Source organism: Butyricicoccus pullicaecorum (assembly GCF_002160355.1).
In the GTDB taxonomy this organism is placed as follows: domain Bacteria; phylum Bacillota; class Clostridia; order Oscillospirales; family Butyricicoccaceae; genus Butyricicoccus; species Butyricicoccus pullicaecorum.
In genome coordinates this window covers 110,998-136,246 of record NZ_NFKK01000006.1, presented here as the reverse complement: position 1 = coordinate 136,246, position 25,249 = coordinate 110,998, and the positions used below count along the sequence as shown (strand labels likewise).

At 57.0% G+C, this 25,249-nt stretch carries 22 protein-coding genes; 10 read left to right on the top strand and 12 right to left on the bottom strand.

All coding sequences use genetic code 11. The annotated features are described in order from the left end of the window. Window positions 1-8 precede the first annotated feature (8 nt). Window positions 9-698 carry a serine O-acetyltransferase EpsC gene (gene epsC / locus B5F17_RS07220; protein ID WP_016148978.1) on the top strand — a complete coding sequence of 230 codons (690 nt, stop codon included), beginning with the start codon at window positions 9-11 and terminating at the stop codon, window positions 696-698. A gap of 113 nt (window positions 699-811) precedes the next feature. Further along, window positions 812-1,189 (top strand): Fur family transcriptional regulator, encoded by a 378-nt coding sequence (locus B5F17_RS07215; protein ID WP_087372420.1) that lies wholly within the window; start codon window positions 812-814, stop codon window positions 1,187-1,189. A gap of 108 nt (window positions 1,190-1,297) precedes the next feature. Here the strand turns inward: B5F17_RS07215 and B5F17_RS07210 are convergent, their stop codons facing one another. From B5F17_RS07210 to B5F17_RS07180, 7 genes are all read right to left on the bottom strand, one after another. Then, on the bottom strand, window positions 1,298-2,341 hold the full coding sequence (locus B5F17_RS07210) for a carbohydrate kinase family protein (protein ID WP_242968722.1): 1,044 nt from the start codon (window positions 2,339-2,341) through the stop codon (window positions 1,298-1,300). Window positions 2,342-2,346: 5 nt separating this feature from the next. Further along, window positions 2,347-3,069, bottom strand: a complete 723-nt coding sequence (locus B5F17_RS07205; RefSeq protein ID WP_087372415.1) for a glucosamine-6-phosphate deaminase — start codon at window positions 3,067-3,069, stop codon at window positions 2,347-2,349. A gap of 19 nt (window positions 3,070-3,088) precedes the next feature. Then, window positions 3,089-3,988 (bottom strand): sugar phosphate isomerase/epimerase family protein, encoded by a 900-nt coding sequence (locus B5F17_RS07200; RefSeq protein WP_087372412.1) that lies wholly within the window; start codon window positions 3,986-3,988, stop codon window positions 3,089-3,091. 138 nt (window positions 3,989-4,126) lie between these two features. Further along, window positions 4,127-5,239 carry an ABC transporter ATP-binding protein gene (locus B5F17_RS07195; RefSeq protein WP_087372409.1) on the bottom strand — a complete coding sequence of 371 codons (1,113 nt, stop codon included), beginning with the start codon at window positions 5,237-5,239 and terminating at the stop codon, window positions 4,127-4,129. A gap of 251 nt (window positions 5,240-5,490) precedes the next feature. Then, window positions 5,491-6,216 (bottom strand): TraX family protein, encoded by a 726-nt coding sequence (locus B5F17_RS07190; RefSeq protein WP_087372406.1) that lies wholly within the window; start codon window positions 6,214-6,216, stop codon window positions 5,491-5,493. A gap of 238 nt (window positions 6,217-6,454) precedes the next feature. Then, entirely contained in the window at window positions 6,455-7,798 is a 1,344-nt protein-coding gene (locus B5F17_RS07185) for a M15 family metallopeptidase (protein WP_087372403.1), read from the bottom strand. A gap of 341 nt (window positions 7,799-8,139) precedes the next feature. After that, window positions 8,140-9,663, bottom strand: a complete 1,524-nt coding sequence (locus tag B5F17_RS07180; RefSeq protein ID WP_087372400.1) for a YifB family Mg chelatase-like AAA ATPase — start codon at window positions 9,661-9,663, stop codon at window positions 8,140-8,142. A gap of 249 nt (window positions 9,664-9,912) precedes the next feature. On the opposite strand from B5F17_RS07180, the gene nifJ reads away from it, so the two are divergent. The 4 genes from nifJ to B5F17_RS07160 all read left to right on the top strand — a co-directional run bounded on the left by nifJ (window position 9,913) and on the right by B5F17_RS07160 (window position 16,927). Further along, window positions 9,913-13,467 (top strand): pyruvate:ferredoxin (flavodoxin) oxidoreductase, encoded by a 3,555-nt coding sequence (gene nifJ / locus B5F17_RS07175; RefSeq protein ID WP_087372398.1) that lies wholly within the window; start codon window positions 9,913-9,915, stop codon window positions 13,465-13,467. A 602-nt stretch (window positions 13,468-14,069) separates the two neighbouring features. Next, the gene (locus B5F17_RS07170) at window positions 14,070-15,110 is read left to right on the top strand and encodes a hypothetical protein (RefSeq protein ID WP_087372394.1); all 1,041 of its coding nucleotides are present in this window, start codon (window positions 14,070-14,072) and stop codon (window positions 15,108-15,110) included. Window positions 15,111-15,215: 105 nt separating this feature from the next. Continuing rightward, complete coding sequence (locus B5F17_RS07165) at window positions 15,216-16,094, top strand: hypothetical protein (protein WP_087372391.1); 879 nt, start codon at window positions 15,216-15,218, stop codon at window positions 16,092-16,094. Further along, complete coding sequence (locus B5F17_RS07160; protein WP_087372388.1) at window positions 16,091-16,927, top strand: RHS repeat domain-containing protein; 837 nt, start codon at window positions 16,091-16,093, stop codon at window positions 16,925-16,927. Before B5F17_RS07165 ends, B5F17_RS07160 begins: the two co-directional genes overlap by 4 nt. A 35-nt stretch (window positions 16,928-16,962) precedes the next feature. Here the strand turns inward: B5F17_RS07160 and B5F17_RS07155 are convergent, their stop codons facing one another. Both B5F17_RS07155 and B5F17_RS07150 read right to left on the bottom strand, forming a co-directional pair. Beyond that, on the bottom strand, window positions 16,963-17,397 hold the full coding sequence (locus tag B5F17_RS07155) for a 2-thiouracil desulfurase family protein (RefSeq protein WP_016148992.1): 435 nt from the start codon (window positions 17,395-17,397) through the stop codon (window positions 16,963-16,965). Next, a complete protein-coding gene (locus tag B5F17_RS07150) occupies window positions 17,394-18,125 on the bottom strand; it encodes a tRNA threonylcarbamoyladenosine dehydratase (RefSeq protein WP_087372385.1) in 732 nt (243 codons plus the stop codon). Before B5F17_RS07150 ends, B5F17_RS07155 begins: the two co-directional genes overlap by 4 nt. A 253-nt stretch (window positions 18,126-18,378) precedes the next feature. Here B5F17_RS07150 and B5F17_RS07145 point away from each other — a divergent pair, with 253 nt between their 5' ends. After that, on the top strand, window positions 18,379-19,293 hold the full coding sequence (locus B5F17_RS07145) for a polysaccharide deacetylase family protein (RefSeq protein WP_162608114.1): 915 nt from the start codon (window positions 18,379-18,381) through the stop codon (window positions 19,291-19,293). A 335-nt stretch (window positions 19,294-19,628) separates the two neighbouring features. Here B5F17_RS07145 and B5F17_RS07140 read toward each other — a convergent pair whose 3' ends face one another. Next, window positions 19,629-20,552 (bottom strand): aromatic acid exporter family protein, encoded by a 924-nt coding sequence (locus tag B5F17_RS07140; protein WP_087372381.1) that lies wholly within the window; start codon window positions 20,550-20,552, stop codon window positions 19,629-19,631. A gap of 220 nt (window positions 20,553-20,772) precedes the next feature. On the opposite strand from B5F17_RS07140, the gene B5F17_RS07135 reads away from it, so the two are divergent. The 3 genes from B5F17_RS07135 (at window position 20,773) to B5F17_RS07125 (ending at window position 22,875) form a co-directional block, all read left to right on the top strand. Then, complete coding sequence (locus B5F17_RS07135; RefSeq protein WP_087372378.1) at window positions 20,773-21,069, top strand: hypothetical protein; 297 nt, start codon at window positions 20,773-20,775, stop codon at window positions 21,067-21,069. 95 nt (window positions 21,070-21,164) lie between these two features. After that, window positions 21,165-22,037, top strand: a complete 873-nt coding sequence (locus B5F17_RS07130) for a radical SAM protein (protein ID WP_087372375.1) — start codon at window positions 21,165-21,167, stop codon at window positions 22,035-22,037. A gap of 241 nt (window positions 22,038-22,278) precedes the next feature. After that, complete coding sequence (locus B5F17_RS07125; RefSeq protein ID WP_016148998.1) at window positions 22,279-22,875, top strand: zinc dependent phospholipase C family protein; 597 nt, start codon at window positions 22,279-22,281, stop codon at window positions 22,873-22,875. A 379-nt stretch (window positions 22,876-23,254) separates the two neighbouring features. On the opposite strand, the gene B5F17_RS07120 is transcribed toward B5F17_RS07125, so the two are convergent. Beyond that, the gene (locus tag B5F17_RS07120) at window positions 23,255-23,836 is read right to left on the bottom strand and encodes a GNAT family N-acetyltransferase (protein WP_087372372.1); all 582 of its coding nucleotides are present in this window, start codon (window positions 23,834-23,836) and stop codon (window positions 23,255-23,257) included. Between the two features lie 30 nt (window positions 23,837-23,866). Beyond that, complete coding sequence (locus tag B5F17_RS07115) at window positions 23,867-25,192, bottom strand: D-alanyl-D-alanine carboxypeptidase family protein (RefSeq protein WP_162608113.1); 1,326 nt, start codon at window positions 25,190-25,192, stop codon at window positions 23,867-23,869. Window positions 25,193-25,249 lie beyond the last annotated feature (57 nt).

The window sequence follows — 25,249 nt, the reverse complement described above, 5'->3', positions numbered from 1 at the left end:
TAATTTTTATGTTTCTCCGAGAACTCATTGAGGATGCACGTTCCATTCGCGACCGCGACCCGGCAGCCCGCACGACCGCCGAGGTATTCCTGCTCTATCCGGGCTTTCACGCGGTGATTTACCACCGTTTGACCCACTGGCTGTACCTGCACAAGCGCTTCTTTCTGGCGCGTATGATCTCGCAGTTTGCACGCACCATGACCGGCGTGGAGATCCACCCGGGCGCGACCATCGGCCGCGGCCTGTTCATCGACCACGGCATGGGTATCGTCATCGGCGAGACCGCCGAGGTCGGCGACTACTGCACGATCTACCACGGCGTGACCCTGGGCGGTACGGGTAAGGATACGGGCAAGCGTCACCCGACCATCGGTGACAACGTGCTCATTTCGACCGGCGCAAAGGTGCTCGGCCCCTTCACCGTGGGCAATAACTCGCGCATCGGCGCCAACGCGGTTGTCTTGCAGGAAGTGCCGCCCAATTCCACTGTGGTCGGTGTCAAAGCACGTGTGGTCAAGATCGACGGCCACAGAGTCCCGTCCTTCGACCTCGACCAGATCCACATGCCCGACCCCGTATCCCAGGAACTCTGCCGCCTCGAACACCGCGTCTACCAGAACGAGCGGCGTTTGGGATTGCAGGATGATCCGGAACCGCCGAAAACGGTGGAAAACTCGGAAAACGGCGATTGTGATTGATATAAGCACAATTATTTTGTCTAAATTTTACAATTTACAAGCGGTTACAGGGTCGATATAATATAGTATATAACCGAGAAAAATTCTCAATACTATTAAAGGAGGCCCCATCCATGGTTCAAACCAAACAGCGTCAGTTGATCCTGGAGGCCGTCCGTGCGACAAACAGCCATCCGACGGCCGACGAATTGTTCCAGATGATCCGCCGCAAGCTGCCGACCATTTCCCTGGCAACCGTTTACCGCAATCTCAATTTCCTGTCTGATATCGGAGAGATCCGCAAGCTGTCCATGCCGGGCATGCCCGATCGCTTTGACTGGCGGTTAGATCCGCACGATCACATGATCTGCGATGACTGCGGTCAGGTGGTTGATTTCGCCCTCTCGGGTGATCTCAAGCAGCAGATTGCACAGGCCTGCGGTGCACAGGTAGCAGGCTACACCCTGGTTGCCCATGGCACCTGCGCACACTGCATGGAGCATAAGGCATAAAACAAATCGTCAAAGCCGTCCCGACCGGGACGGCTTTTCCTGTATCTGTTCTGAGCATGCTCAAACAAAAAGAGAGAACGCGCTTGCGTTCTCTCTTTTTTTCATGTCTTATAGCGCATCCAGCACTTCGTCGAGCGTCGGGGTGCTGCCCTTGGCGACATACGTCGAGGCAAAGACACCGGCGAAGTGGACACGGTCGCGGTCGGATAACCCGGCGAGCAGCGCAAAGCAGCTCGCACCGTTGAAGTGGTCGCCCGCACCGGTCGAGATGCGGGGCTGGGCGACAAAGCGCGTTTTCTCACGGGTCAGGCCGTCGGGCGTGCGCAGAAGGGTCTCGCGGATGGTGTGTACGAGAACCTGCTGGATGCCGTACCGCTGGCACAGCGCCTCGGTCAGTGCACCGAGATCATCCAAACCGTCCAGCAGCTTGCGGCCGCAGTCGAGCGCTTCGTTCTCGTTGAGACTGAGCACGACCGTGCGGCGGGTGGCAAAGCGACCGAGGAGCCGGAGCACCTGGTCGAGCTGCTCAGCCGACCGACGGGTGCAGTCGCACAGATCGAAGAAGGCGAAGCGGCTGAAGCTTGCGCGGTCGGGGCGCACGGCACGGTCGTAGACCGCCTGCCATAACGCCTGCGACGCGTCCAGCTCACTCCAATTGACCAACGCGATCAGTTCGGCCTCGCGGAACAGCTGCTCAGCCTGCGGAACGTGCGCACAGACATCCTGCCAGGGGTCGTCGCTCCAGACGGCATCGGCGGCGAGGAAGACCTTGCCGTCGGAAAACTCCAGCGCGGTGGCCTCGCCGGCCGGTGCGAAGCTGTACAGCTTGCACGGCAGGTCGGAGAAGACCGGGTCGATGCCGGGCTGGCCGAGCATACCCACACAGGACACGTCCAGACCGAGCATGCTCGCGGCACGAGACAGGTGGGGCAGGTTGCCGCCCAACTGACGGCGCTCGACGTGCAGCGCGATCGAGCAGCTTTTGCCGCCGTGCTCGACCAGATACTGCCCGAACGCCGGGATGGACTCGAAATACTGCGCGGGTGCGTCGGCAGTCGCGGTGCGCGCAACCGGTCGGGCGATGGTGTCGATGAAACCATCAAAGCCCACGGTCACACGCCGTCCTGCCGCGCGGCGAAGAAGCTCGCGCATGGTGCTCACAGCAGCGCCGCAGCCGCTTCGTCGGCTACGACATAGCAGTTCGGGTGATTCTGCAGCACGCTGGCCGGTACTTCATTGGTAACCGGGCCATGTACGGCCTTCTTGAGAATCTCAGCCTTGTGCGCACCGTTTGCGATCAGAATGACCGTCTTTGCCGCCATAATCTGACGGATACCCTGGGAAATGCCATGGGTGGGATGGAATTTCTCACCGAAATACTTGGTCATGACCTTGAGGGTGGTCTCGCTCAGCGGGATGATGTGTGCGTCCAGATCGAAGTCAACACCGTTCTCGTTGAAGCCCAGATGACCGTTCATGCCGATGCCGAGCACGGATACGTCGAGCGGTCCGTACTGGGAAATGTAGTCGTTGAGGGCGACGCGCTCGGACTCAATGTTCTCGGCAGCGCCGTTGATGATGTGTGTGCCCGCGAACGGATGCTGCAAGCGGGACAGCAGGTTCTGCTGATTGAACAGACCGCAAGAACCCTCGTCCTCATTCGACAGACCGACCCACTCGTCGAGCGACACATAGTGCATGCGCGAGATGTCGACCTTGCCCTCGTTTACCATGTCCGCGAAGACGTGTACCATGCCCAGCGGGGTGTCGCCGCCGGGGAAGCTAATCAGACCGTCGGGACGCTTTTTGATCTGTTCTGCTACGATTTCGGCCGCACGGCGGCTCATTTCTTCATAATCTTTGCAAACAACGATATGCATCTTGCTCTTCCTCCGTTTCTCAGTCGATCAGATGGATCTCACGCAGATAGTCCAGATTGCGGCGTGCAGCGGCGAATGCCTGCTCGGTGGTCGCACGCGGCATGTCCTGCTCGATGACGCCGATGCCCTCGAAGCCGATTGCCTCGATGGTGTCGCGCAGCGCACCAAAGTCGATGATGCCGTCGCGCAGATCGCACATGACATCGCGGTCGAATGCGGTATCGGAATCCAGGTTTTGCTCGCGCACAGTGCGGAAAACGTCAAAATCTACGTTCTTAAAGTGCAGATATGCCATCTTGTCAGCGTACTTCTTCATAAAGTCGATGGCAGAGGTCTCGCCGCGCTCGCCGTTGCCGTTGACGTAAGCATGGTGACCGGTGTCGAAGCACAGGCGCAGACCGGTGTAGTCCATCAGACGCTCGATCTCGGCCTCGGTCTCGATCATGGTCTTGATGTGCGGATGGTAAACCACCTCAACACCGTACTCGTTCTTGGTAAACTCGCCCATCAGACGGATTTTCTCCAGGAAATTGTTCCAAACCTCAGCCGGGAAGTCAGCCTTTTTCTCGCTGTACAGACCGACGTCGGACTCGTCCATCGCAACCAGATACTTGGCGCCGAATGCAGTGAGACGCTTGCACAGTGCGTCAACCGGTGCGCGGAAGTCGTCGAACGAAGCGTAGCGGTCGAACTGATAGCAGCAAGTGCCCGAGCACACGTCCAGACCGCGGCGGGTCAGTTCTTCGCGCAGTACGTCCTCGTCGGTGGGCAGGTAGCCGTCGGGGCCGAGCTCAAGTGCCTTGTAGCCAGCGGCAGCGGCCTGATCGAGGAACACGTTCCAGGGGGTACCCGAGGGGGTGCCGTCTGCGTACCATACGCCCCAGGAGCACGGAGCGGTTGCAATCGTTACTTTGCTCATAGTGATAATCTCCTTTAATAATACAAATAGTTATATAGTAACCGTCAAGCAAGCGGCCAGGGAGAAACTCCCCGACCGCCTGTCAAGAGGAGGGCCCGGGAACAGGCAAGGGAACCGTTCCCGTGGCTTGAGAGGTTTTTAGTTGCAGATGACCTTTTCGGTCTCCTTGTCGAAGATGTGCATGTGGTTGAGGTCGATGGCGAGCTTGACCTTGTCGCCGCCCTTGGCCTGTACGCGAGCCGGTGCCTTGACCGTGACCTTCTGACCCTGGCAGACCGTGTACAGGAAGACCTCAGCGCCCATCAGCTCGGCGATTTCAACGTCGGCTTCGATGAGGTTGTCGGTTGCATGTGTGAGGATGATGTCCTCGGTGCGGAAGTCCTCGGCGCGCAGACCGAGTACAACCGGCTTGCCGACATAGGGGCCGAATACGTCCTGACCGCCCTTGCCCTCGGGGATGGGTACCGAATATTCGCCGAAATCGACGTGGAAGCGGTCGCCGTGTGCCGAGATGGTGGCATCGATGAAGTTCATCTGGGGCGAACCGATGAAGCCGGCAACGAACATGTTGCAGGGCTCGTTGTACAGATTCTGCGGGGTGTCGACCTGCTGGATGATGCCGTCCTTCATAACGACGATACGGTCGCCCATGGTCATTGCCTCGGTCTGGTCGTGGGTGACGTAGACGAAGGTAGTGCCCAGACGCTTGTGTAGCTTGGTGATCTCGGTGCGCATCTGGGTACGGAGCTTTGCGTCCAGGTTGGACAGCGGCTCGTCGAGCAGGAAGACTGCGGGGTCACGTACCATTGCACGGCCGAGTGCGACACGCTGACGCTGACCACCGGACAGCGCCTTGGGCTTGCGGTTGAGCAGGTGCTCGATGTCCAGAATCTTGGCAGCCTCGTGCACCTTGCGGTCGATCTCGTCCTTGGGAACCTTGCGCAGGCTCAGACCGAAAGCCATGTTTTTGTACACGGTCATGTGCGGATAGAGCGCGTAGTTCTGGAAAACCATGGCGATATCGCGATCCTTGGGCGGAACGTCGTTGACCAGCTTGTCGCCGATGTACATTTCGCCGCCGGAGATTTCTTCCAGACCTGCGATCATGCGCAGGGTGGTGGACTTACCGCAGCCGGACGGGCCGACCAGGATGATGAATTCCTTGTCCTGAATTTCCAGGTTAAGGTCGGGAATGACCTCAATATTGCCCGGATAGACCTTTTTGAGGTGTCGCATGGAGATATTTGCCATAACGGGAAAGCCCCTTTCTGTTTGTGAGTCAAAAAAATATATGCAGATAGGTAGGACGCGGCACGTCCGCGCTTGTTTTACTGATAACAGGATAACACTGGGAACAAGGCGAGACAATGGCAAAAAATTGATAAAGCTAGGATTGTTTTGACGATTTTGTGTCAGAAACAAGTGATTCAGAAACAGAGAGCAAAGCATGCACGAAGCGGCAAAAAAAGAACGCCCTGCCGGGCGGCAGAGCGTTTGCGGGGTCAGCGGACGAGCAGCGCGATCAGACCGATGATCCACAGGTGAAGCGGATAGAACACATAGAAAAAGTACTTGGAGAATGCGGTTTTGGGGCCGCGGGTGCCGTCGTACATGGCCAGGAAGGGGATGACCAGCGGGAACATAAATTCCGAGTTGATGGCCAGCATGGTCAGGGTCTCGGACAGCGTGGGGTAGGGGACGAAGGTCATGACAAACAGCAGCGCACCGAGCGCGAGATAGAGCAGATTGCGCAGCAGGATGCGGTCGCGGCACAGGTAGGTGATGAGCATGAAGGGCAGGACAACGATGCCGCCTTCTGCGAAAATGGTCGCGAAGAGCACCAGAAAGACCACGCCGCAGATGCGCAGCGGGAGCGGACCAGAGCCTGCGAGTACGCACAGCATGAGCACACCGAGCGCGAGGGTAAAGAAAATGTTGTTGTGGAGGGACAGTGTCGGGTCGGATGCGATCAGATTGTAAACGGTGTTGCCGGCCGCCATGATGGCCGCCCAGACGAACAGACGCAGGACATAACGTTTGCGGTCGTGGGTGTAGCGGAAGCCGTCGACCGCGAGAAAGGCAAAGAATACACCGACACAGCGGGTCAGAACGTGGAAAACACCGGCAAGTTCGATGGGGAGCAGACCGGGAATGTGGTCGATGTGGTCAAAGACCATGAGAATGGCCATAAACAGTTTGAGCTGAAATGCATTGTATTTTGGCAGCATGTCGAAAAAATCCTTTCCTTGTTTTTTGCAGATCGACCATTGTAGCAAATTTGGCAGATTGGGTCAACCAGGGCAAATAAATCTTAAAGAATCTTAAATAAATCATAAGAATTTGCGCGATCAATAAAAAACCGCTCCTTGAAGGAGCGGTTTCATTGGAGGGGGCCTGCATCGTCCGCCGGACGGCGGATGAGCCATCCGGGCAGGGTTGGACGGGGCAGGAAAAAGGGGACAAAAATTAAGTACCGAAGTAAGAGAAATGCATGAAGTCGCGCTTTTTCGACCATGCATCACCGCCCCAGGCAAAGCCGTGGCGAGCGAAAGCGCGCACGACATCACCGCCGGCGGGGATGGAATACGGATCGTCGCCGGGTGTCCAGTGGGAACCGGTGGTGATCTTTACGATGTTGCCGGATGCGTCAATGGTGCACTCCATGTTCTCCATGTAGTTGATATCGATCGCCGTGCCCTGACGGTGTTCGGATTTGGTGCTGGTGCGCCAGGAATAGCCGCCCACGTCCTTGATGGGGAACTTTTCGTCGCCCTCAAAGATTTCCTGAAAGACGGCCTGGATCTCGTCAGCGATGGCCTCGTTGACCTCGATGGTGCGGATGGCCGGGGTTTTCTGACCGCTGGACATGAGCGACCAGACCTGCACCTGAACCTTGACCATGTGCGACTCCGCGGTTGCCTGATCGGTGTAGTAGCTGCCGCCCGGGCCGAAGACCTGTTCCATCTTTTGCTCGACCGTACCCGCGACGGCAACCGGCGTGGGCATGGTCAGATTCTGGTCTGCGCCGTACTCCTCAGCCAGTTCTTCGCGCTCTGCGTCCGAGAGGTTGTCCTCTTCGGAATCGTCCTCCACGTTGGCTTCGGGGTCATCCTCGACGGCAACCGGGTTGGTAATCATCTCGGAGGGCTTGAGCGGTTCTGCATCGAAGGTGTCCAGGAAGCGGCTGGCCATGATGAGCGCCTGCTCACGGGTGGCAGTGCCCTGAGGCTGGAGCAGGGTGATGGTCTGACCGGCCTGTTCGGGGTCGTTCGAGACGGTCGCCTCGACTCCTTTAATAATACCGGTAGACAGCATGGTCTCGGTGGCGGAAACTGCGTAATCGCGTACCTCGCCGCCGTCGGGGAAGGAGGAAGCCGAAACCGTAGCGGTGGGCTTGTCCACCTCGCATTTTTCGCGCACGCTGTCCAGAATCACACAGAGATCCTGACGGCTGACCGACTCGTCGGGTGCAAAGACACCGTTTCCGCGTCCGGAAATGAGGTTCATCTCGTATGCGGTGTTAACATCGGGGTCATCGCAGTCATCGAAATAGACTTTGGTGGTTCGTTTGACCGCCGTTTCGCGCTCGGCCTCATACAGGTTGAGGGCGACCGCGCAGAATTCCGCGCGGGAGACCGAAGACTTGGCTGCAAGCGCGGCGAATGTATCGGGCATCAGACCGGCGGCAGAGGCTGCCATCACGTCGGGTTCAGCCCACGACGATACATCGGTCAGCGCATTGCCGGGCGGGACAAACGAACAGGCCATTGCGGTCATAAGCAGCGCGCAGAGCGCGCGGGAATGCTTCATGGCAAAAAACTCCTTTCAGCAAATGTCAGAGCAGGCTGTTCGGAAAAAATTACAATATGGTTACAAAGTCATTACACCACATTTTACCCTTTTTGTCAACCTTTTTCGTACAAATACGGGTTTTGCGTGTACGCAGGATACAAAAAGGCAAAGTTGTGGATAAGTCTGTGCAGGGTGGGGATTCTGATTACAGGGCCATGCGCGAGCGTCCGGGAATTTGGTCGGAAAATCAAACTTTTTTTGTGAAATTCCCGTCGAAAATGCGCGTCCGGGAAGTTGTGCACATCATCCACAGACTTATCCACAAAGCCTGGGGATGATCTGGGGATAACAAAACGTAATCAGCCCATACGGTCGACAGTGCGGTAGCTGAGTGCCTCTGCGATGTGCGGTGCACCGATGACGTCGGCGCCTGCGAGGTCGGCCACCGTGCGCGCGACGCGCAGCAGACGGTCGTAAGCGCGGGCGGTCAGACCCAGACGGTCGAAGGCAGCCGCGAGCATGTCCTGCCCGGCGGTATCGACCGGACAGCAGTCGGCCATGTGAGCGGGTGGAATGGCGGCGTTGACGCGGATGCCCAGATCGCGCAGACGGTCACGCTGCCGCTCGCGTGCGGCCAGCACCCGCGCACGGATGGCGGCTGATGTTTCCTCGGTGCGCTCGCCCCGTGCGGCGAGTGCGGCATAGGACACCGGCTGCACGGCGACCTGCAAGTCGATGCGATCCATGAGCGGCCCGGAAAGCCTGTGTATATATTGTTGTACGGCGGCGGGTGAGCACACACAGCGCGGCGTGCCGTACCAGCCGCATCTGCAAGGATTCATTGCGGCGATGAGCTGGAAGCGGGCGGGGTAATCGACCTTGCCGATGGCGCGGGAGATGGAGACTACGCCATCCTCGAGCGGCTGGCGCAGCACTTCGAGCACATCCTTATGAAATTCGGGGAACTCGTCGAGGAAGAGCACACCGTTGTGCGCGAGCGAGATGTCTCCGGGCTGGGGCAGACGGCCGGGACGACCGGTACCACCCGCGAGCGCCTGCGCCGAGGTGGTGTGATGGGGCGCACGCACCGGACGACCGACCATGCGTGCGGCCTGCTCGCCCTGACCGAGCGCCGACCAGATGCGGATGACCTCCAGCCGTTCGTCGGGTTCGAGCGGGGGCAGGATGGTGGAAAAGCGCTTGGCCATCATGCTCTTGCCCGAGCCGGGTGACCCACATAATAAGATGTTGTGACCGCCGGCGGCGGCGATCTCTAACGCACGCTTGACCGTCTGCTGACCGAGGACGTGGCAGAAGTCCAGCGCATCGTCCGCGGCTGCGGGCGGCGCAGGCGGCGGACAGGGAGACAGGACAACGCCGCGATAGAGGTGGTTTAATAATGTAGTCAGGGTGGGAACGGGGAAGACCTCGATGCCCTCGGCGTACGCGGCCTCGGCGGCATTGTCCGCCGGGACGTAGGCGCGGCGCAGACCGGCATCCCGCGCGGCCAGCAGCATGGACAGCACACCGGACACCGGGCGTAGCGCACCGGTCAGCGACAGTTCACCGATAAATAAAGCGTCGTCCGGCGGCGGGGCGATCTGCCCGGAGGCCGACAGGATGGCCAGCAGGATGGGCAGGTCATACACCGGCCCTTCCTTGCGCACATCGGCGGGCGCGAGGTTTATGGTGATACGCGAGACCGGCCATTCGTACCCCGCGAATTTGACCGCCGCACGCACGCGCTCACCGGCTTCGGAAACCGCCTTGCCGGGCAGTCCGACGATATCCAGACGCGGCAATCCGTTTGAGAAGAAACACTCGACCGAGACAATGTAACCCTCGATTCCGGAAAGCCCAGCCGCGTGTACCAGAGAAACCATACCCAAACCTCCCCGAAAAAGATCAATTATATGATACTAATATAATACACTTTTGCCTTGATTGCCAATCTTTTTCAGAAAATCGCAGAAGAATTGCAAAAAACTCACAAGCGAAGGTTTACATTGGCAGGCCAATTGTGATAAAATACGTTAGGTAACGTATTTTGTTTTTAGAATGCACGCAGTCCGTTCTGCGCCGTTCTGCTTTTTTCGTCAATCCGTAATTTCCATCAAGGAGGATTTCACAACATGGCAAGAAAAATGAAGTCCATGGACGGTAATACTGCTGCGGCTCATGTGTCGTATGCATTTACTGAAGTCGCGGGTATCTATCCGATTACCCCCTCTAGCCCCATGGCAGACAACGTTGACCAGTGGGCTGCCGCTGGCCAGAAGAACATCTTCGGCAACACGGTTAAGGTAATCGAGATGCAGTCCGAGGCAGGCGCAGCCGGTACGGTTCACGGCTCGCTCGCTGCAGGCGCTCTGACCACCACCTACACCGCATCGCAGGGTCTTCTGCTGATGATCCCGAACATGTACAAGATCGCAGGCGAGCTGCTCCCCTGTGTCTTCCATGTATCTGCGCGTACCGTAGCTTCGCACGCGCTGAACATTTTCGGCGATCACTCTGACGTTATGGCTTGCCGCCAGACCGGTTTCGCAATGCTGTGCGAGACCAACCCGCAGGAGGTCATGGACCTGTCTGCTGTTGCTCATCTGGCAACCATCAAGTCCCGCGTTCCGTTCATCAACTTCTTCGACGGTTTCCGTACCTCGCACGAGATTCAGAAGATTCAGGTTTGGGATTACAGCGACCTGGCTGAGATGTGCGATATGGACGCTGTTGAGGCGTTCCGCAAGCGCGCTCTGAACCCGGAGCATCCGGTTATGCGCGGCTCGCACGAGAACGGCGACATCTTCTTCCAGCATCGTGAGGCCTGCAACAAGTTCTACGACGCCGTACCGGGCATCGTTGAAGAGTACATGGCAAAGGTCAACGCAAAGCTGGGCACCGACTATCAGCTGTTCAACTACTACGGCGCACCGGACGCAGAGCGCGTCATCATCGCAATGGGCTCCATCTGCGACGTCGCTGAGGAAGTTATCGACTACCTGACCGCTCAGGGCGAGAAGGTTGGTCTGGTTAAGGTACGTCTGTACCGTCCGTTCGCTGCTGACAAGCTGCTGGCTGCTATCCCGGAGACCGCAAAGAAGATTGCAGTCCTCGACCGCACCAAGGAGCCGGGCGCACAGGGCGAGCCTCTGTACCTCGACGTTGTTACCGCTCTGCGCAACGCAGGCAAGAACGACATCGTTGTTACCGGCGGCCGTTACGGTCTGGGTTCCAAGGATACTCCTCCGGCATCTGTCTTCGCAGTATACGAAGAGCTGGCTAAGGACGAGCCTAAGCACATGTTCACCCTGGGTATCAACGACGACGTAACCTACCTGTCTCTGGAAGAGAAGCCGGCTCCGAACACCGCAGCCGAGGGCACCACCGAGTGCAAGTTCTGGGGTCTGGGCGGCGACGGTACCGTTGGTGCAAACAAGAACTCCATCAAGATCATCGGTGACCACACCGACAAGTATGTACAGGCATACTTCCAGTACGACTCCAAGAAGACCGGCGGCGTTACCGTATCGCATCTGCGTTTTGGCGACAAGCCGATCAAGAGCCCGTACTACATCAATAAGGCTGACTTCGTTGCTTGCCACAACCCGTCCTACATCACCAAGCACTTCCCGATCGTGCGTGACGTAAAGCCGGGCGGCGTATTCCTGATCAACTGCCAGTGGACTCCCGAGGAGCTCGAGCATCATCTGGCAGCTTCCGAGAAGCGCTACATCGCAAAGAACAACATCCAGCTGTACACCATCAACGCAATCGACCTGGCAATCGAGATCGGTATGGGCAAGCGCACCAATACCATTCTCCAGTCCGCATTCTTCGCACTGGCTAAGGTTATGCCTTCTGAGGACGCAATCCGCTTCATGAAGGAAGCAGCAACCAAGTCCTACCTGAAGAAGGGCCAGGATGTCGTTGATATGAACCATAAGGCAATCGACGCTGGCGCAACTGCATTCGTTAAGATCGACGTACCGGCATCCTGGGCTGACGCACAGGACGAGGCAAAGGGCGAGAAGCTGCAGGGCCGCGAGAAGACCGTCAAGATGGTCGAGGAGATCATGGAGCCGGTTGGCCGTATGGACGGCGACTCTCTGCCGGTATCCGCATTCGCTGGCGATCATGTAGACGGTACCTTCGAGCAGGGCGCTGCTGCATATGAGAAGCGCGGCGTAGCTGTTACCGTTCCGACCTGGAACCAGGATACCTGTATCCAGTGTAACCAGTGTGCATACGTTTGCCCGCATGCTACCATCCGTCCCTTCGCTCTGACCGAGGAAGAGGCTGCTGCCGCTCCGGAGGCTGCACGCATCGTCGACGTCAAGGCTGGCAAGGGCAAGGGTGTTTACAAGTACACCATGGCTGTTTCTCCGCTCGACTGCATGGGCTGCGGCGTCTGCGTAGGCGTTTGCCCGACCAAGTCCCTGACCATGGTTCCGCAGGAGCAGGAAGCTGCACAGCAGGACGTATTCGACTACATGGTAGCAAAGGTTTCCGAGAAGGCAGACATGGTTTCGAACAAGTCTGTCAAGGATTCCCAGTTCAAGACCCCGCTGCTTGAGTTCTCTGGCTCTTGCGCAGGCTGTGCTGAGACCGCTTACGCTCGCCTGATCACTCAGGTTTGCGGCGATCGCATGTATATCTCCAACGCAACTGGCTGTTCGTCCATCTGGGGCGGCCCGGCTGCTACTTCTCCGTACACCGTTAACAAGGAAGGCCGCGGCCCGGCTTGGGCGAACTCCCTGTTCGAGGATAACGCTGAGCATGGTCTTGGTATGTACTACGGCCAGAAGGCGATCCGTGAGCGCCTGATCGGCAAGCTCGAGGAGATGGCTCAGAACGACCAGACTCCGGCAGAGGCGAAGGAAGCAATCGCTAAGTTCCTCGAGACCAAGGACGACGGCGAAGCAAACGCAGAGGCTACCAAGGCTCTGGTTGCTGTACTCGAGAAGGGTGCAGAGGCTGGCTGCGCACTGTGCAAGGAAGTTCTGGCTGAGAAGGAATACCTGTCCAAGAAGTCCATCTGGATCTTCGGCGGCGACGGCTGGGCATACGACATCGGCTTCGGCGGTCTGGATCACGTTCTGGCTTCCGGTGAGGACGTCAACGTTATGGTATTCGACACCGAGGTTTACTCCAACACCGGTGGACAGGCTTCCAAGGCAACCAACATCGGCGCTGTTGCTCAGTTTGCTGCTGCTGGTAAGCAGATCGGCAAGAAGAGCCTGGCTGAGATCGCAATGAGCTACGGCTACGTATACGTTGCTCAGGTTGCTATGGGTGCAAACCCGGCTCAGACCCTGAAGGCAATCGCTGAGGCAGAGGCTTACCATGGCCCGTCCCTCATCATCGGTTACGCTCCCTGTGAGATGCACTCCATCAAGGGCGGCATGACCAACTGCCAGAAGGAAATGAAGAAGGCTGTTGACTGCGGTTACTGGAACATGTTCCGCTTCAACCCGGCACTGAAGGCTGAGGGCAAGAATCCGTTCATCCTCGAGTCCAAGGAGCCGACCACCAGCTACCGTGACTTCATCATGGGCGAGGCTCGTTACTCTGCTCTGACCCGTTCCTTCCCGGAGCGCGCAGAGAAGCTGTTCACCGAGGCAGAAGAAGCTTCCAAGAAGAGATTTACTCATCTGCAGAAGCTGCAGGCTCTGTACAGCGTAGACTAATCGCATAGATGGTTTTTAAGAGACCGTCCCTTCGGGGACGGTCTTTTTTTCGCGAGAAGCACCGCAGCCCTAATGGAAGCTTTCGCCGGCCTTTCTCGAAAGGCCGCGGGTTCTCAGGGCAGAGCCCTGAGACGCGTCCCGCAGGACGCGGAATCCCCTTTTTGATTCCGGCTCATGCCGGAATCAACCAAAAATAATAAAAAAGCGCCGCCCAAAGCCCGTAGGTCACTATCCTTATTTCCGCGCTGTGCGCGGATAAACGAGTGGGCGGCAAGACTCTCTTGCGGCTGAAAGCCGCTCATAAAAACCGTTCCGAAAGGAACGGTTTTCTTTTTTGTATGTTTTGATTGAAACCCGGGTCGGACACCGGGTTTCAAAGGGGAATTTCGCCCGTTGCGACGGGCGACTTGAGGCTCTGCCTCAAGACTCCGCAAACCTTTGAAAAGGTTTGATCCAAACTTCATGAGGGGTGCGGTGCTTTTGTCGGAAAAAACCGATCAGTTTGCTTAAAGTTCACAATTTCGCCCTTGTAATTTATACAAAAAACCGTTAAACTAAAATACAGTACGGAAATTTAACCCCAAGGAGGAGGAAATAGACGGATGCGCTGGAAGTTTTTGACTGCCATCGCGCTGTGCGCCGCACTGGTCGCAGTTCCCACCCTGACCTTCCAGGGTCGAGCACGCAATCAGGCGCAGGCGGCTGAGTCGCTCAGCCCCGAGGCACAGCCTTATAATACCGTCGTGCGCTGGACGCGCGAGACGCAGAGCAATAAAATGGGCGATGATATCGTGATGACGCTGGGCTATAACGCACAGGGCGACACGGTGGTCACCGTTCTGGAAAATGAAGAACCGATTATCACGACATATACCTACGACGAACAGGGTCGCAAGGTTGCGGTTCATAGCTATGACGACGGCAAGGAGTTCGTTTACAGCCAGTATGCCTATAATGAGCAGGGCGACCAGACCCAGTGGATCTATCAGGCACGCACGGCTGAGGGTGTGACCGAGACCGTCTGCACCTATGAATATACCTACGACGCAAACGGTGAGATCACGCAAAAGGACAGCTATCAGAATGATGTGTTGACCGCTCGCGAGACCTATTCCCGTGAACATACCAACGAGGGCACGGTCGTCCGCACGATCACCGACGGCGACCTCGCCTCCGACCTGACCTGCTATGACGATAACGGCAAGCCGCTCTGGCGTGAAAAGGGCGAGTACCGCATGGTCTACTATTACGACGACCAGGGACGTGAGACCGAAAACTGCGTCATCAACGCCGGTATGCAGCAAAACCGCACGCTGACGGTCTACGGAGACGACGGCAACGCCATCCGCCGCATTTTGTACGGTACCGATATCAACGACGTGGTGAGCACGAGCGAGATCGAGACGCTGACCGGTGCACCGAAGGCGTGGGTCGACTTTGCCCAGTCCCAGAATACCACGGTTATCGTGGCACAGGGACAGGAGCAGGAGCAGCCCAAGGAAGAGCAGCCTGCTCAGACCACCGAGCAAGCCGCTGACCAGACGGCAGCTGACGGCCAGACGGTCACCACCGACGGTCAGGCTGCTGCCACTGAGGCGACTCAGCAGGCGCAAACCAATCCGACCACCCCAACCACCCCGTAACCTCCATACCTGCCGCAAGGCAGGTATTTTTTTGCCCTTCTGATACCGATTTGTTTCTTGCCGGGACGAAAACGCGGGTGTAAACTGAGGAAAAGGGGTGATCGTATGAAGGGAAAACGCATTTTGGCCGCACTCATCGCCGCAGCATTGACCGGTGGTGTTACGTATGCTTATGTTGCACCAATTCGGGAAAATAACACCGTTGTTCGCTGGCAGCTGCAAACCAGTACGACGCAGACAGAAGAAGTGAATACCGAAGTCGGCATGATCTATGGCATGAATACACAGGACAAACCGGTCGAAATCTATACCCGAATGGAGGTTACAGGTCAAAGCGAGGATGCACAGTGGGCTGCCGAACAAATGAACACGGACTGGTCGCGCTCCAATCTCAATGCCTATGACCGCAACGGAAACCGCGTCGAGGGTTGGGGATTTGACGGGGACGGCAAGGCGGTTTTGCATCTGCACGAACGCTATGACGCGCATGGAAACTGTGTCAGCCAGACCGGTCTGTCGGTTGGTGACACGTTCACCGAGTATACTTATGACGAAAAGGGACGCATCACCAGTATGACGCAGACCACGATCAACGCACAGACCGGCGACGTGGAATATCAGTCGACCACCACACAGACCTATACCGACCGCCCGGACGGCAGCTACACCATGCAGCAGAGTGATGGGTCGATTCTGAGTGAAATCATTCAGGAATATGACGCGGCAGGAAATCTTACCGAACAGCATGTGACTTGGGGTGAGGATGGCCAAACGATCGAAACGTATTATACCTACGACGACCAAAACCGCGCAACCGGTCAGGATCGCTATATAAATGGGCAGTTGGAGGACCGTGCAGTGATCGAATACGACGTAGACGGACTCATCAGCCGCGCGATCACCTATGACAGCACGGGCGCGGTCATCGGTACATCCGAGTCGCGGGAAGTCGACGGGCCACAGCTCGGAGAGGACGAAACATGAAGTCGAGACGCTTGATTGCAGCCTTGGCTGCCACTGCGCTGACCGCAGGCGTGACTTACGCCTATACCAAACCCGTGCAAGACCGCAATCAGATTGCCTTTTGGCGTACGGCGGACGGGACACAGGTAGACGCGTACAATATATATGGTCAGCCTGTGACAACCTACTATTTCCCGTCACCCAACCAGCCGCCCAACGTGATCGTGCGCAATGCCTACGACCGGGACGGCAACCGGCTGCGCGTGTCCCGGACGCTGGCGGACGGTGCAGTCGATCTGGAACTGCGGTGGACGTACGACCGGGAGGGACACGTCCTGTCCCAGACACAAACGCAGGGACAAGACCAGTTGGTGACGACGTACGCGTACGAGCTGGACGCACAGGGGCGAGTCGTGCAGGTTGAAGAGATCTGCGAGGGTCAGACTCAGAGCACGATCTGCAAAACCTATGCAGACACACCGGACGGCGGCTGGTGTGAAACTGCCGTGTACGAGGGCATAAGCATCCTGGATATCGGGGGTGACGTCAACCCACTGTCCCTTTTGATGCCAAACGAAGCCTGTCTGCGTTTTGGCCGGTCGGAAACCGTCTATGACGCGCAAGGTGTCGTGCAGAAAATCATCGTTTCGGATGATTTGGGCGCACGAACCTGGGTGTATGCGTATAACGAACAAGGACAGCCGACTGAGATCGTCGAACAGCTGGACGGGCAGCCGGTCGGACGAATGACCATCGACTATGACGCGGACGGCATGATCGCCAAGGTGGTTTTGGATGGCACATTGGGTCAGCGAACAGTTGTTTTTCAAGAGACCAACCCCATTTTTGCATAAAAAATCCCCATCCGAATGGATGGGGATTTTCCTTTTTACTTGTGCAGCAGTGCGCTGATCTGGCTTTCGCCCAGCACGATGATGCCGTTGGCACGCAGCAGCTGGGTGGTCATGCCGTCACCCGGCACGCGAGTGTGGGAGAAGTTGCCGTCGTAGATGACGCCCGCACCACAGGACGGACTGCGCTCTTTGAAGATGGCATAGCGGCAGTCGTACTCCTTGGCCAGCCGCAGGGTCTCCTGCGCACCGCGGATGTACGCGTCGGTCACGTCGGTGCCGTCGCGTGCGATGATGCGGTCACCCTGACGCTCAGCCGGTTCCCGCGGGGTGTCCAGACCGCCCCGGCGCTCGGGACAGACCGGAATCAGGATGTGCTCTTCCATGAGCTTTTCCAGCTCAGGGCAGTAGTTGTGCGAACCGTCGTACCGGCAGTTCATGCCGAGCAGACAGGCGCTGACTAAAATATTCATCGAAGTCCCTCCGTCAAATCCTTGATGACCTCGCCTGCGAGAATGAAGCCCGCGACAGGCGGAACGAACGAAACGCTCGCGGGCACCGGACGGCCAGCCGTGCCCTTGGACTCACCCGGACAGAGTGCATAGCGTTCGGGCGGAATTTTTGCGGCTTCCTCGGTGGAAAAGACCACTTTCAGGCGCTTGATGCGGCGTTTTTTGCACTCCTGCCGGATGACACGCGCGAGCGGACAGACCGAAGTCTTGTAGATATCCGCGACTTGGAAGCGGGTGGGGTCGAGCTTGTTGCCCGTACCCATGGACGAGATGAGAGGCACACCCAGCTTGTTGCAGGTCTCGATCAAAAACAGCTTGGCGGTGACCGTGTCAATTGCGTCGATCACGTAGTCGAACTGGGACAGATCGGGTGCATCGTCGGGCGTGACGAACATCTGAAGCGGGGTAACCGTACAGGTGGGGTTAATATCGCGGATACGCGCGGCCATGACCTCGACCTTGGGCTGGCCGACGGTGGAGGACAGGGCGATAATCTGGCGGTTGCGGTTGGAGACCGAGACCACGTCATTGTCTATGAGCGTGAGGGCGCCGACGCCTGCGCGGGCGAGCGCCTCGGCGGCAGCTCCGCCGACACCGCCGATGCCGAACACCGCGACGTGTGCCCCTGCCAGACGGTCCATGCCGTCGGCACCGAGCAGCAGTGCGGCGCGGGAAAATTCTTGCAGCATAGGCTTTTCCTTTTCTGTAAATTCCATTTGATTTAAAAATGAACGTGGCCGGTGTTTCACGGTCGTTCTTGCAAAATTATACTGCAAAATACGCGCGGATACAATCCTTTTATGCGCAGACGAGCGGGAAGGGATTGGAAAAATCCGGGAAATGGTGCGAAAACCGGTCAGCGTGTGCGTGATACCCTTTTCAAACGGGTAAGATTGTGCTATACTGAAGAAAATGTCCGAAAAAGAGAGGAAGTTCATGCAGTTGCATTTTAGAAAAAAATCCCTGCTGCGCCGCCTGGCAGCGGTCATGCTGTCGGCGTGCCTGCTGACCGGTCTGGCACAAGCTGCGCCCACGGAAGCGTCGTCCGAGACGACCACAGCGGCAGCGGCACAGACCTCGCCCGCGACCGATTACCTGCCCGTACTCATGTACCACCACTTTGATGAAGAGCCGGGCGGCTCGACCATGGTGGTATCGCCCGAGCGCTTCGCAGAACAGATGGCAGCCCTCAAACAGGCGGGCTATACGGCTGTCACACCCGAGCAGATCGTAGATTACGTGGACAACGGTACCCCACTGCCCGAAAAACCGGTCTGGATTTCGATGGACGACGGCTATCAGAGTAACTTGACCTACGCCGCACCCGTCCTGCAAAAGAATGGACTGAACGCCACTATTTACTGTATCGGCGTTTCGGTCGGAAAATCGACCTATAAAGACTTCGGCGTGCCGATTATCCCGCATTTCTCGTATGAAGAGGCAAAAAAGTGGGTGGATGCCGGCGTCATCAATATCCAGAACCATACCTATGACATGCATAACGTGTCCGGACTGGACGTTGACGGCTACCGCCGCGGTGTATTGCCGCGCCCGAACGAATCGCTGGATTCCTATATGACTACCTTCCGCAATGATTTTCATAAGGCAAATGATGCCATTCACGCGGCATTCGGCTATGATACCCTGGCTTTTGCCTATCCGTTTGGTTTGCATAACGCCGTGACCGAGGGTATGCTGCAAACGATGGGCGTGCGTCTGACTGTCACCATCCGCGAGGGTATTAACACCTTGGTCAAGGGTGACCCGTCTTGTTTGTATAGTATGACCCGGTTTAATATCACTGATGACGTGACTGGTGCACAATTACTGGAAAAGATCAAGGAACCAGTAAAGTAAACGGAATCCCGCCCGCGGGCGATAAGCGGGTCCGGGTCTGCGACCCGGCGCGATCCAGCCGCGCAGGCTGGCCGCTCGCCGCAGCGAGCGGAATCCCCTTTTGAAACCCGGTGTCCGACCCGGGTTTCAATCTAAACATACAAAAAAGGAAAGACCAACCCCGTGGTTGGTCTTTCCAGAGATTGCGCCGTCTGCGGACGGCGCTTTTATTTTTTATTTTAGTTGATTTTCGCAAAGGCGAAAATCAAAGGAGAGTTTCGCGTCCTGCGGGACGCGACTTGAGGCTCTGCCTCAAGACTCCGCAAACCTTTGAAAAGGTTTGATCCAAACTTCAATTAGGGCTGCGGTGGTTCTTTGGGGAGGTCGAGCAGACCCTGCAAATAATCATGTGCGTCGAGCAGATTTTTGAGGTGATACCCCAAAACCAGACTCTCTTCATCCAGTCCCGGAATCGGAATCTCGTCGGGCACGTCCACGTTCATTTCATGCAATCGTGCACGCATTTCATCATTCGGCACGCCCAGCGTATCCATCCCCGCCAGCGCAGCGAGTTCAAAGTGTATTTTCTCTGCCAGCTGATAGCATCCCCATAGATAAGCGGTGTCCTGTTTGCGTTTCTGGTTGGCGAAGGGCTGGTCGCCAAAGATGCGGATTTCGTCGTATAATCTGCGGCATTGACGCTCGAAGGGTGCAAGATCGGGGTAATGTCCGTCAACGAGCAATTCCCGCAAAGCAGCCGGATAGGCTTCCTGATAGGAACGGAACAGGCGCAGGATGAGCGGATAGTTATTGTACGGTTTGAGCACGGCGTTGATGACAAAACCGGTGGAAAGACCGATCGAGGTATCCAAAAAGCGGTTGATACCGTAGGCGATGGGTGAGCCGGTCGCGGGGTCGTACAGACAGACCGAGACAAAGACGATGCAGGTCAGTGGGACGGCGAAGCCGATGCGCAGCGGATGACAGATGGGGATGAGCAGAATCAAACCCAGACCGATTGCAATATAATGGTTATTGGGAAAGAGCAGCGAGAACAGACAGCCGGCAATCGCGCCGCAGGTGATGCCTGCAAGCTGGGTGGACGCGGCGGTGATGGCGTCGGACAGCGTGCGGCTCATCACGACGATGGCACCGATGGCGGCAAAAATGGGCATGGCAGAGGGTCGCATACTGTCGAGCAGCAGTGCGAGCATGACGGCTGTACCGGTCTTGACCGTGCGCAGGCCGATGTGATAGCGAGGGTGAGCGGTACGGGGCATACAGCCGCCTCCTTTGGGATAAAATATAAGCACATTATAGCATACCGAACGGTGGACGGGAATAGAAAAATGCCGGATGGCGGCAGGCGTGTGCGAAGACCGGCGAAATTCACATCCCGTTCATTGACTTTGTGCGCGGGGTGTGCTAAAGTCTAAGTATATCTTCGAGTATAAATCGGGATCAAGTCCGATGAACCTACTGACAGAGGTGAACAAAGAAATGAAAAAACAACTTGGTTATGGCGTCGCCCTTGTGGGTGCACTGGCTGGCGCGGGTGCGCTGACCGCAGCGATGATCCGCAAGAAGAAGCGCGAGGAGATTTATCACGAGGCCGAGCTCAAGGCGATGAACGAGCTGGACGAGATGATGAGCGAGAACGGTGATGACGCACTGGACTGCGATACCTGCTCGTGTGCGGAAGCATGCGCAGCAGCTGCTGAGCAGGCCGAAGTCGACGAGACCGAGCCCGAGGAGCAGCCCGCGGACGAGACGGAAGAAGAGCCGTCTGCCGAATAAAAAAAGCGAAACGCGATCCAGCAGGCGGAGCGGTAAGCCCCGCCTGTTTTTCGCTCTCAAACCAAAAAAACGACGCTGAAAAAGGAGAATTTCCCATGATTCATTACGAAGGCCGGGTATTTCGCCCGCCGTCCGAGGCATACAGCCTGATTGTACAGGTGACCATTGGATGCAGCCACAACAAGTGCACGTTCTGCGATATGTACAAGGAAAAGCAGTTCCGCGTGCGCAAGCTCGAGGACGTCAAGCGCGACTTTAACGAGGCGCGCCGCGCTTATCGTCAGGTTGACCGTATTTTTCTGGCAGACGGTGACGCACTCATGTGCCGACCCGAGCACATGGCCGAGATTCTGCGCTATATCCGCGAGCTTTTCCCGGAGTGCGAGCGCGTGACCAGCTACGGTTCGCCCGCGTCCATTCTGGTCAAGAAGCAGGAAGACCTCAACATGCTGCACGAACTGGGTCTGGATATGATCTATCTGGGTCTGGAATCGGGTTCGGATGAGGTGCTGCGCCGCGTCAATAAGGGCGAGACCGCAGACGAGATCGTCCGTGCCGGTCTGATGGTCAAGGAAGCAGGCATGAAGCTGTCGGTGACCTGCATTGCCGGTCTGGGCTCGCTCGAGCTGTCCGAAGAGCACGCGATCAAGACCGCAGAGGCACTTTCGCGCATGAAGCCCGAGTATATCGGCCTGCTGACCCTGCTGTTCGAGCTGCCTACGCCGCTCATGCGCGACTGGCAGGAGGGCAAGTTCTACCTGATGAACCCCATCGAGATCGCACAGGAGACGCTCACCCTGCTCGAGCACATCGACTGCGAGGGCAGTATCTTCCGCGCAAACCACGCATCCAACTACGTGAACCTTGCCGGAACGCTCAATCAGGACCGCGAGGCAATGTGCCAGAAGCTGCGCGCAGCGCTCGAGGGTAAGGTGCGCTTCAAAAATGAAGCCTTTCGTGCAAGATAAAATTTCTTTTTACAGGAAATGACGGAAAACATGCAAAAATGTCATCCAGAATCCGGCGCTTTTTTCTTAATTTTCACATGACAAATTGCGGAAAAGATGATATAATATCCATGTTCGGGCGTCCTAATAGGGGATACACCCGCACATTTGTTTGATAATATTTGAAATAAGAGAAAATAAGAGAAAGAGACTGCGACGCCAAGCGCCGCGGGATTCGTTAATCGTAGTTTGGAGGAAAAGCATGGATTCCATCTCGCATACCCGCGTCGCCAACCTGCTGTTGGCTCACATTCAGGAGAACGCCGGCGTCACGTTTGATGCAAACGCTTTCCGTTACGGCAATCTCAAGCCCGACCTGACCGGTACTTACCTGACCAAGCGTCACTATCCCTCGCTGATGTTCGACGAAGTGATGGATAAACTTCGTGCATTTTGCAGCAATTACACCCTGCGCGATGCCAACGGCCGCGATCTGTCGGTCGATCTCGGAGAAATCTGCCATTACCTGACCGATTTCTTCTGCTATCCGCACAATGACGACCTGTATCCGCACGGCCTGCTCGCGCATTACATCTACGAGAAGCGCGTTGCAATGCGCCTGAGCCGCAGCCTGACGAAAGAGCATTTTGAGGGCTGGGTTGATGGCGTTGTCGCACCGTATACCGTGGAAGGCCTGATTTCCCGCATTCAGGCGCTGCATGATAAGTATCGTGCACTGCCGCATCATGGTATTGTTAGCGATATGGAGTTTATCTGTAAGGTCAATGTGCTGTGCGTATCTGCGGTCATCAATATCGCATATGAGAGCGAGCGCGAGACCGTTACTGCAATGGCATAAGGCATAGCACCGCACCCATATTGAAGCTTTCGCTCAAGCCTTTCTCGAAAGGCTTGCGGGTTCTCAGGGCAGAGCCCTGAGTCGCGTCCCGCAGGACGCGAAATCCCCTTTTTGATTCCCGGTGTTCGGCCCGGGAATCAACCAAAACAAACAAAAAAGAAAAGACCAACCGAATGGTTGGTCTTTTTTAGTATTGCGCGACCTGCGGGTCGCGCTTTTCATTTTTATTTTCGTTGATTTTCGCTTTGCGAAAATCAAAAGGGGGTTCCGCGTCCTGCGGGACGCGGCTTGAGGCTCTGCCTCAAGACTCCGCAAACCTTTGAAAAGGTTTGATCCAAACTTTATTTCGCCCTACGGGCGGGATTCCGTTTTCGTGACTTCACACAGGGTCGTTTAACAGATGCCGGACAGTCTCCTGATCCAGTTCCGGGAACGGGATAAACGTCTCCGGTGTTGTCACGCGCTGGCGCAGGGGCAATTCCATCCACACAACATCATGCCAGCACTCAAACTTCCACCCGGTACGCGGAAACGTGCCGATCTTCTGGAATCCTAGAGACTCATGAAACGCGATGCTCGGACCGGGTGAGGTGATGCACGCATAGGCATTGACCACGTTTTGTGCATGCAGCAGAGCGATTAGGACGCGATACAGACGGGAGCCTAGACGGTGACGCTGTAAACCGGGCTGTAAGTAGATGGAAAGCTCGGTGTCCCAGCCATACGCCGCGCGGGCGTGGAAGGGGGATGCATAGGCATATCCGGCGACCGCACCGTCGACCTCTGCGACAAGATACGGATAACGCATTAAGGTCTGCTCGATGCGTGCAGTAAATTCCTCGACAGAGGGAACGTCGTATTCAAAGGTGATGGCGGTCTGGCGGACATAGGGGGCGTACACGTCTAAAAGGGCGGGTGCGTCGGCTGGAGTCGCGAGTCGAATGCGGATGTTTTGTGTCATGGTGGAGTGCCTCCAGACGGGGTTCGGGGTTTAACGGGATTCTTCGTCCCGGCGGTGGGACTGGCGGCGCATCTGCGCGATGCGGGCGCGCTGACGGCGGACTTTGCGAGCACGGTACATGCAGGTCAGCACGAACCAGAGGACGAACAGGACGATGAGTCCGAGCGGGATGAGCAGCCATTTGAGAAAGCTTGGCGCGGAAAAAGCAGGCGATGACGCACTGTCCTTAGTGACAGCTTGTCCATCCGTCGATGCCTGTGCAGCAGTCGGCTGGGCAGCCATACCGAGCACCGAACCGGGCATCGTACACAGCACCTCGGTCTTGTCGTTCATGGTCAGATTGACCGCGTACGCGTTGTCGACGTCCAGCGCATCAGACAGGGACAGCGCATCCGCATCGACGTTCTGCGGCACAGCCAGCGTGAAAGCCTCTTTGGGTTTCGCGTCGGCGATTCCGGCATCGTCAGCCATCTTTTTGAGCTGGTCGGCTTCGAGCGTCACCGGGTGCAGGTCGTTCAGCGCATAGGCAAACAGCGTGCGCATGTCGCGCCAGGGATAATACATATTCCCGGTCGAACCGAGCGAGATGGCGATATAGGTCAGACCGTCGCGGCGGGCGACCATGCACTGGGTGTGGCCAGCGGCAGTGGTATATCCGTTTTTACCCGCGATCGCAAACTCGTTGTAGAACTTGGAGTCTGCACGCAGCATACGCTGCTTTGTATAGAAGGTGCGGGCTTCGGGCTGCTTGTTGGTGGCGGGCATGGTGTATATGAGCGCACCAGCGATCTCGACGAAGCGGGGGTCGTCGAGCAGGGCGGTTGTAATGCGCGCCAGATCACGAGCGGTCACGACATGACCGTCGGCATCCAGACCGTGCGCATTGACAAAGTGACTGCCCGTGCAGCCAAGCTCGGCGGCCTTGTCGTTCATCATCTGGGCGAAGCCCTCCTGCGACCCGCCGACATATTCTGCCAGCACGTTGGCGGCATCGTTGGCCGACTGCATGAGCGTGGCGTACATCATGTTCTCCAGCGTCACCTCTTCGCCGGGGATGAGCGCAATATTGGTGGAGTCGCGCTCAATGTTGACCGCAGATTCGGATACGGTGGTTTTCTTGGACAGATCGCTTTCATGTTCAAAGACGACGAGCGCGGTCATGAGCTTGGTGACCGAGGCGGGTTTTACCGGCTTGTCGGCGTCTTTTTCGTACAGGGTTTGACCGGATTCCACGCAGTAAAGCAGGGCTTCCGGGGCGTAGATCTCCTCCTGGAGCGTTGGGGTCAGAGCCATAGCCGAGCCGCTGACGAGCAGCAGAACGGTCATGATGAGCAGTGCCAAACGGCGGATGGACATGGGCGTTCTCCCTTCATTCGCTTTGTTATTATCATACACGATTTGCCCGCCTGATTC